6 protein-coding genes are annotated in these 8,212 nt (G+C 44.3%); 3 read left to right on the forward strand and 3 right to left on the reverse strand.

The features are described from left to right. From JWQ85_RS08820 to JWQ85_RS08830, 3 genes are all read left to right on the forward strand, one after another. A partial coding sequence (locus JWQ85_RS08820) for an amidohydrolase family protein (protein ID WP_299467026.1) occupies positions 1-894 on the forward strand: 894 nt, incomplete at its 5' end. Positions 895-901: 7 nt separating this feature from the next. Next, positions 902-2,587 (forward strand): glutamate formimidoyltransferase, encoded by a 1,686-nt coding sequence (gene ftcD / locus JWQ85_RS08825; protein ID WP_299467028.1) that lies wholly within the window; start codon positions 902-904, stop codon positions 2,585-2,587. A gap of 48 nt (positions 2,588-2,635) precedes the next feature. Then, positions 2,636-3,253: a DUF4142 domain-containing protein gene (locus JWQ85_RS08830; RefSeq protein ID WP_299467030.1), complete on the forward strand. Its 618-nt coding sequence runs from the start codon at positions 2,636-2,638 to the stop codon at positions 3,251-3,253. 191 nt (positions 3,254-3,444) lie between these two features. Here JWQ85_RS08830 and nagB read toward each other — a convergent pair whose 3' ends face one another. The 3 genes from nagB to JWQ85_RS08845 form a co-directional block, all read right to left on the reverse strand. Beyond that, complete coding sequence (gene nagB, locus JWQ85_RS08835; protein WP_299467032.1) at positions 3,445-5,364, reverse strand: glucosamine-6-phosphate deaminase; 1,920 nt, start codon at positions 5,362-5,364, stop codon at positions 3,445-3,447. 219 nt (positions 5,365-5,583) lie between these two features. Next, positions 5,584-6,741, reverse strand: a complete 1,158-nt coding sequence (locus JWQ85_RS08840) for an aminotransferase class I/II-fold pyridoxal phosphate-dependent enzyme (protein ID WP_299467034.1) — start codon at positions 6,739-6,741, stop codon at positions 5,584-5,586. 3 nt (positions 6,742-6,744) lie between these two features. Further along, a complete protein-coding gene (locus JWQ85_RS08845) occupies positions 6,745-8,088 on the reverse strand; it encodes an APC family permease (RefSeq protein WP_299467036.1) in 1,344 nt (447 codons plus the stop codon). Positions 8,089-8,212: the final 124 nt, after the last annotated feature.

Genomic DNA, 8,212 nt, shown 5'->3' on the forward strand with positions numbered 1-8,212 from the left:
ACCCAAACCCGTGCGGCTGATGAAGCGACCTTAACCGAACAATTAGTCCGAAGGGCGAACCGCCATTTAACCGAAGGCGTAACCACCATAGAAGTTAAAAGCGGGTATGGTTTAAGCCTGAAGGAAGAGCTAAAGCAGCTGCGTGCCATTAAAGCGGCATCGGCCCAAACTAAAGCGAAACTTGTGCCGACCTGCCTTGCGGCACACATGGTGCCGAAAGATTTTACAGGATCGCAACAGGAGTATCTGGAACATGTGGTGAATGACCTACTTCCTGTTCTTAAACAAGAAAACTTAACAAACCGCGTAGATATCTTCATTGAAGAAAGTGCTATTAATACCGAAAATGCCCTTATATATCTGAATAAAGCCAAACAAATGGGCTTTGATATTACCGTACATGCCGACCAGTTTACAACCGGTGGCAGCAAGGTTGCTGTTGAGGTAGGCGCATTATCTGCCGACCACCTGGAAGCCAGCGGCGACCATGAAATTAAACTATTAGCTGACTCAAATATAGTTGCTGTTACGTTGCCCGGGGCGTCGATGGGGTTGGGTATGCCATACGCCCCGGCACGTAAATTATTGGATGCAGGTGCCTGCCTTGCCATTGCCAGTGACTGGAACCCCGGCTCGGCCCCGATGGGTGACCTGCTGATGCAAGCCGCTGTAATGAGCGCGTCTGAAAAATTATCTGCCGCTGAAGTTTTCGCGGGATTAACCTTCCGTGCGGCATCAGCATTAAAACTTGAACGTGGTATATTAGCACCCGGGATGCCTGCAGATATGCAGGCCTACCCATGTGCCGATTACCGTGAAATATTATATTATCAGGGAAAATTGAAGCCTAATCACGTTTGGATTGGGGGAAAGACTATTGAACCATTGAACTAATAAACCAATGAACCAACTAATAGAATGTGTGCCCAATTTTAGCGAAGGTGTAAACCTGGCTATCATCAAACAAATTACCGATGAGGTTGAATCTGTAGAAGGCATTAAATTGCTGAATGTTGACCCGGGTAAGGCCACCAACCGTACCGTTGTAACTTTTGTGGGCGAGCCTAAACTGGTGATAGAAGCGGCATTCCGGGCTATTAAAAAAGCCGGCGAACTGATTGATATGAGCAAACAAAAAGGCGAACACCCAAGAATGGGCGCAACAGATGTTTGTCCGTTGATACCGATTGCCAATATTACCATGGAGGAGACTGCCGAATACGCGAGGCAACTGGCCAAACGTGTTGGCGAAGAGTTAGGTATCCCGGCCTATTTGTACGAACATGCACAGGCAGATAAAAACCGCAACAACCTGTCTGTAATTAGGGCAGGGGAGTACGAAGGTTTTTTTAAAAAGATAAAAGAGCCAAAATGGAAACCCGATTTTGGTCCGGCGGAGTTTGATGCCAAACGTGGCGCAACTGTGATTGGGGCGCGCGATTTCCTGATAGCATATAATATTAACCTGAACACCACATCAACCCGCAGGGCAAATGCCATTGCTTTTGATGTACGCGAGGCTGGCCGTATATTGCGCGAGGGCGACCCTGTTTCGGGCAAAATTGTGACAGATGAGAACGGGAAGCCGAAATCTATCCCTGGCTCGTTAAAAAGTGTAAAGGCTATAGGCTGGTACATTGAGGAATATGGTGTTGCCCAGATCTCGATGAACCTCACCAATATTGAGGTTACGCCAATACATGTAGCCTTTGACGAGGTTTGCAAAAGAGCTGCCGAACGTGGTATCCGTGTAACGGGTAGCGAACTGGTAGGGCTGATACCCTTGAAAGCAATGCTGGATGCAGGTAAGTATTTTCTGCGGAAGCAACAGCGGTCGACAGGTGTGAGCGAGAAAGAACTTATTAAAATTGCCATTAAATCGATGGGATTGGATGAGCTTGGTCCCTTCAACCCGGATGAGCGTATCATTGAATATCTGCTGAAAGATTCAGCCGCGAGCAAACTGGTAAGCATGACCCTTGCTGATTTTGCCGACGAGACCGCGAGCGAAAGCCCGGCACCGGGTGGAGGGTCGATATCTGCTTATATGGGTGCTTTGGGGGCATCGTTAGCTACTATGGTGGCTAATTTATCATCGCATAAAAAAGGTTGGGATAGCCGTTGGGAAGAGTTCGGCAACTGGGCAGCGCAGGGACAAAACTATAAAGGTGAACTGCTGCGATTGGTTGACCTGGATACTACCGCCTTTAATAAAATAATGGAAGCATTTAGCTTACCAAAAGCGAACGATATAGAAAAAGCAACCCGGGATATAGCTATACAGGATGCCACACGCTATGCTATTGAAATACCATTTAAAGTGATGCAAACCAGTTTTGAAAGCTTGACACTCATAAAGGCAATGGTAGAAACGGGCAACCAAAATTCGGTAACTGATGCAGGTGTTGCCGCGCTTTGTGCTCGTTCGGCAGTAATTGGGGCATTCATGAATGTGAAGATCAACGCGTCGGGGTATAGGGATAAGACTTTTGTGGATGATATTCTGAAACGAGGTGAGGAAATAGAAAAGAAAGCTATCGCCACCGAGGCAGAGATAATTACTTTGGTGAATGAGAAGATAAGATAGCATGGCATAATTGTTGGGTAATTTTTATTAAAAATTAAGACTAACGCTATGAAAAACGTATTGAAATTTTTATCAGGTATAGTGATCATCGCTGCGGCATCCTGCAGTGGTAGTGGTAGTAAGGGTACTGCCGATACCGATAGTACAGCAAATTATAGCAGCAATAGCACGGATGCTGCAATGGATAGCAATGAAAAAGAATTAAAAGCCAAAGGTTCTACTGAACTAAAGGCCGATTACGAATATGCAGTAAAAGCTGCAAACGGTGGCCTGATGGAAGTTGAATTAGGTAAGCTTGCGCAACAAAAAGCCGTTACACCGCAAGTATTGGAGTTTGGTAAAATGATGGTAACTGATCATTCAAAAGCAAATACCGAACTTAAAGGTATTGCTGCAGCTAAGTTTATTACTTTACCTGCAATTTTATCTAATGACCTTCAGAAGGATTATGATGATATGGCAAAGTTAGGTAAGGCGGAGTTTGAAAAAGCGTATACCGACTATATGGTTAAAGATCATAAAGAGGATATAGAAGAGTTTCAAAAAGAAGCTAAGGATGGTAAAGATACAGTGTTGAAGGCATTTGCTACAAAGCATGTACCCATATTACAACACCATTTAGAAATGGCACAGCATGCCAGCGATGTAGTAAAGAATAAGAAATAAATAAGACCAAGCGTAGAGACGCGATACTTCGCGTCTTTTGTTAATATACATAGGAAGACGCAAAGTATTGCGTTTCTACATTTAAAAAAATATGTCATTTCGAACGAGCGTTAGCGAGGGGAAATGACATATTTTTAAATAAAAAGGGAACGCATTTGCGCTCCCTTTTTATTTAAAATAGATATAGGGTGTTAATAATGATACTTAACAAAAGCTTCCATGGCAGCGTATTCAGCCATACCAAGTTTATCATAATTCTGCGCGGTCTCGCGGTTGCGGTCTTCGGCCCTTACCCAAAACTCGCGTGCATCATCACCGGGGAATACCGGCCTGTCCTTTTGCGATTGATGTTTGAAAATAGCGTTACGCTTGCGCAGCACCTCCGCAGGCGATAAAGGCACCGCCATTTCAATTTCGTGGGTAGGGAACTCCTGCCATGCGCCGCGGTACATCCACAGCCAGCAATCCTTTACCCATGCTTCCGTTTCGCGCAGGCGGCGTAAAGCAGCCAGAACGATGTTAAAACAAACCACATGCGTGCCATGCGGATCCGCGAAATCGCCCGCGGCAAATACCTGCTGCGGTTTCACCCCCTGTAGCAGCTCCATGGTTAAACGGACATCCTCTTCGCCAACTGAATTTTTCTTGGTTTTGCCTGTTTCATAAAAAGGGAGCGCCTGGAAATGGATATTGCTATCTGGCAATCCCGCGAAGCGGGCACCCGATATAGCTTCCGTTTTACGGATAAACCCTTTCACATCCAGGATCTCCGGCGTATCTATCTGGTTGGGTAGTTTGGTGTCAATAAATCGGCGCATGTCTTCATAAATGCCCTGCAATTTGGCCGTATCCTCGCCTATACTGTGTTTAAAATCAATGGCGAACTCCATGTATCGTAATACATCATCATCCCAAACAGCCGTGTTGCCTGATGTTTGGTATGCAACGTGCACATCATGCCCCTGGTCAACCAAACGGATAAACGTACCACCCATCGAGATCACATCATCATCGGGATGCGGAGAGAATATGATAGAGCGTTTTTTTGCAGGGTTGGCACGTTCAGGGCGTTGGCTGTCATCAGCGCCTGGCTTGCCACCCGGCCAGCCGGTAATGGTATGCTGCACCTGGTTAAATATATCAATATTGATCTGATAAACAGGTCCCTGTTCTACGGCCAGCTGTGCCATACCATGGCCATTATAATCCTCTTCGGTCAGCTTCAGAATAGGTTTCCCCACCTCGCCCGAAAGCCAGATCACCGCTTTCTTTCTCAAACTCTTATTCCAAACACAATCCGTCACCAGCCAGGGTGTATCAAAACGGGTCAGCCCCGAAGCCGCGTCCACATCCAGCACAAACTCTACATTATCTGAAAGCTGCAGGAAAGTAGCAGGTACCTCGCCCGAGATCTCGCCCTCTACCGCTTTACGAACTATAGGCGCTTTCTTGGCGCTCCAGGCCATCAGGATAATTTCGCGAGCTTTAAAGATGGTACCCACACCCATGGTAATAGCCTTGGTAGGCACATTCTGTTTACCCCCAAAATCACGCGAAGCATCATTACGGGTCAGATCATCTAAAGTCACCAACCGTGTACCCGAGTTGGGCGCAGATCCCGGCTCATTAAAACCAATGTGACCGGTACGGCCAATACCTAATATCTGCAGGTCTAATCCTCCCAGTTCCTCTATCTGCTTCTCGTATTCTAAACAAAAAGCAGCGACCTCTTCTTGTGGCAAAGTACCGTCCGGGATATGCACCGCATGCTTATCTATATCTACATGATCAAACAAGTTCTCGTTCATGAAGCTGACATAGCTTTGTACAGCATCCGGCTTCATAGGGTAATACTCATCCAGGTTGAATGTGATGACACCCTTGAAAGACAACCCTTCTTCTTTATGTAAGCGAATTAACTCGGCGTAAACTTGTATCGGTGTAACACCTGTTGCCAATCCCAGCACCGTTGGTTCACCGGCTGCTTGTTTTTTACGGATGAGCGTGGCTATCCTTGCCGCCACTGCCAGCGATGCGGTACGCTGATCTGCATATACCGTTACCGGCAACTTCTCGTATCGCGTTTCTTCTAATAAATTTAATCTTGCCATAATTAGGTTTAATATTGGTATTCAGTTTTATCTTTTCAAAAATCGGCACAAAAAAAAACCTCACCGAAGCGAGGATTTATAACCAATTAACATAAAATTTTAAATCCCCCAGGGAGGATAACAAGTATGAATATTTTAATGATCTGTCGTTCATTATTACACAAACTTAGTAAAGATAAATATAAAAATCAAAATACTTTTTAAAACATTTTAAAAAGATTAAAATTTTAGTGCCTGCATCAAATCTTTTATAAGGTAATCAGCATCCTCTAAACCAATATACATGCGTATTAACTGGTGGCGTGGGTTAGTTTGTTCATAGTCAGTTGCTTTAATACCTGCAATAGACGGAATGATCAAACTCTCGTGGCCACCCCATGAAACAGCCATTAGTATATGTTTGAGGTTATTACAAAATGTTTCTATTTTCTGCAATGAAGAATCCTTTAATGTAAAACTGAAAAGCCCGCCGCAACCCTGCATTTGTTGCTGCGCCAATCCGGCCTGTTTAAACCCGGCATCAAAGGGCCATAATACCTGGTCTACCTGTGGCTGTTGTTTAAGCCATTGGATAACAGTTTTTGTTGTTTCGAAACTTCGCTGTAAGCGTAAAGGCAAAGTGCGCAAACCCCGTATAAGCAACCATGCCGAATGTGGCGATAGGGATGGGCCAATGTTCATAAACTCATGAGTAAAGATCTGCTCAATTAAAGCTTTACTGCCTGTTAATACGCCCGCTACCACATCAGAATGACCACCTATATACTTGGTTGCCGATTGCGCCACCAGATCGATACCCAGTTTAATAGGCTGCTGATAAAGCGGCGTACAGTAGCTGTTATCTGCCATAGTAGTTATGCCGCGCTGTTTGGCAATTGCAGCAATGGCCTTTAGGTCCTGCAATTCGTAACTAAAAGTGTTGGGGCTTTCCAGATAGATAAGTTTGGTGTTCGGTTGAATCGCTCTCTCTATATTCTGAATCTTAGTGCCATCAACAAAAGTAGTGGTGATACCAAACTTCGGCAGGAAATTATTGAATAGTTTAATTGTCCAACTGTATGGGTTCTCAACAGATACTACATGGTCGCCTTGTTTAAGCAGGGCAAGGATAGGTACGGTGATAGCCGCAATACCACTGCTAAAAACTAACGCGTCTTCGGCATCATCCAACGCGGCCAATTTTTGACGAAGAATGTTAAGGGTAGGGTTGTGCCCGCGAGAATAAAGGGTAGCATCAAATTCGTCGCCTAAAGCCTCTCTAAAAGCATCAACAGTTTTAAAAGTAAAGTTGCTGGTTTGTACAATAGGTGGGGATACGGCGTTGAAATAATCTTCACGCTCTTCGCCCAGTTCGTTTAATATGTAGGATATATCCATTGTTTAATTATCAGGAAGTACAGGTTTTTGTTTACGTGCGCCAAGGTAATAAATGGCCAGCCCCAGGGCATAGGCTGCAAGGCACCAGAATGCGGCGAAAGGGTCCTCTTTAAAGGTGAGGAAGATGTTAATAGTTACAAACCAATAAGCCAGTATAAATATTAACGGGATCAGCGGGAACCATTTAATAGTATAAATGGTACTTACATCCATATCTTTTGTTTTTTTACGCAAAACAAATATTGCCACGGCAGCCAGCGATAAGCCAATGGTATCAAAGAACATCACATACTTAAGCATTGCGCTAAACGAGCCAACGAAGAACAGGATGACGAGCGCGGCCGCCACAAAAAATGTCATACCAAATTCCTGTACTTGTGTTTTTGGGTTTACCCGTTTAAATATAGGGGGCAGTATACCATCCTCGGCCATGGCGTAATACACACGTGGGTTTGCCAATATGTTAACATTTACATAAGCCAGAACCGATACAAACATTAGTATAGATGTTATTTTGTATCCCGTAGTGCCGAATATTACCCCGGCCAGTTTTGCCGCCAGTGTATGTGTTTGCTGTAAACCACCAATGCCTAATACAGAATAATAAGCGTAATTAATGGCCAGATACAGCGTGATAACCGTACCTATCCCAAAGAAAATTGCTTTTGGGATATTGCTTTTGGCGTTAATAATATCGCCCCCAAAATTGATGGTTTGCTGATATCCGCCATAGGTGAAAAACACGGCAACCAAACTAAGCCCGAAGGCGGTTATTACACTGCCGGTATGCGGTGTTACAGCTATAAATGCTTTTGGCTCGTCATCGCTTTTAAATATTGCAGTACAAAGAACAAGGATAGCCGTCACTTTAAAAATGGTAAGTACGTTTTGGGCACGGGCGCTCAGTTTTATCCCTAAAAAGTTAATTACATATAAAAACAGTACTGTAAGAATAGTAGTAAGTTTAGTTCCTGTTGGGTTTTGCAGGCTATCCGGAAGTAATATAGGGTTAATGTACTCTGCACCAAGCAAAGCCACTGCCGCTACCGAAGCCGCGTTACTGATAACCAGCACCCAATTGATCATAAAAGCGAAGGCCGGGTGGTAGCAATAAGAGAATACTTTATAGAAGCCACCCGTGGTTGGATAGCGGGCGCCTATCTCGGCAAAGGTAAGCGCACCGCAAAGGGTAACTACCCCTCCAAATATCCAGGCACCAAAAAATACAGGGGCGCTGCCGGCCTTTACCGCTACATCACTCGGGCTGCCAAATATGCCCATACCTATCACCAAACTGATGACTATCATGCTGAGATCGAAGCGATTAAGGCGTGGTTGTATACTCATTATTATCTAAATGTTTATTTTTTAAATTTATATTATAATTTAATTTTATTTATGTTGGAAATCATTTAAATTCGTTCATTGATTTATATTACCTTGATTAATCGGCGCTATTTTGAAGCAATTT

The organism is Mucilaginibacter sp. (assembly GCF_028288105.1).
Classification (GTDB): domain Bacteria; phylum Bacteroidota; class Bacteroidia; order Sphingobacteriales; family Sphingobacteriaceae; genus Mucilaginibacter.

Excerpts from the sequence above, each read along its gene's own strand:
- ftcD (WP_299467028.1), top strand. The coding sequence starts at position 902 with ATGAACCAACTAATAGAATGTGTGCCCAATTTTAGCGAAGGTGTAAAC.
- JWQ85_RS08830 (WP_299467030.1), top strand. The coding sequence starts at position 2,636 with ATGAAAAACGTATTGAAATTTTTATCAGGTATAGTGATCATCGCTGCG.
- nagB (WP_299467032.1), bottom strand. The coding sequence starts at position 5,364 with ATGGCAAGATTAAATTTATTAGAAGAAACGCGATACGAGAAGTTGCCG.
- JWQ85_RS08840 (WP_299467034.1), bottom strand. The coding sequence starts at position 6,741 with ATGGATATATCCTACATATTAAACGAACTGGGCGAAGAGCGTGAAGAT.
- JWQ85_RS08845 (WP_299467036.1), bottom strand. The coding sequence starts at position 8,088 with ATGAGTATACAACCACGCCTTAATCGCTTCGATCTCAGCATGATAGTC.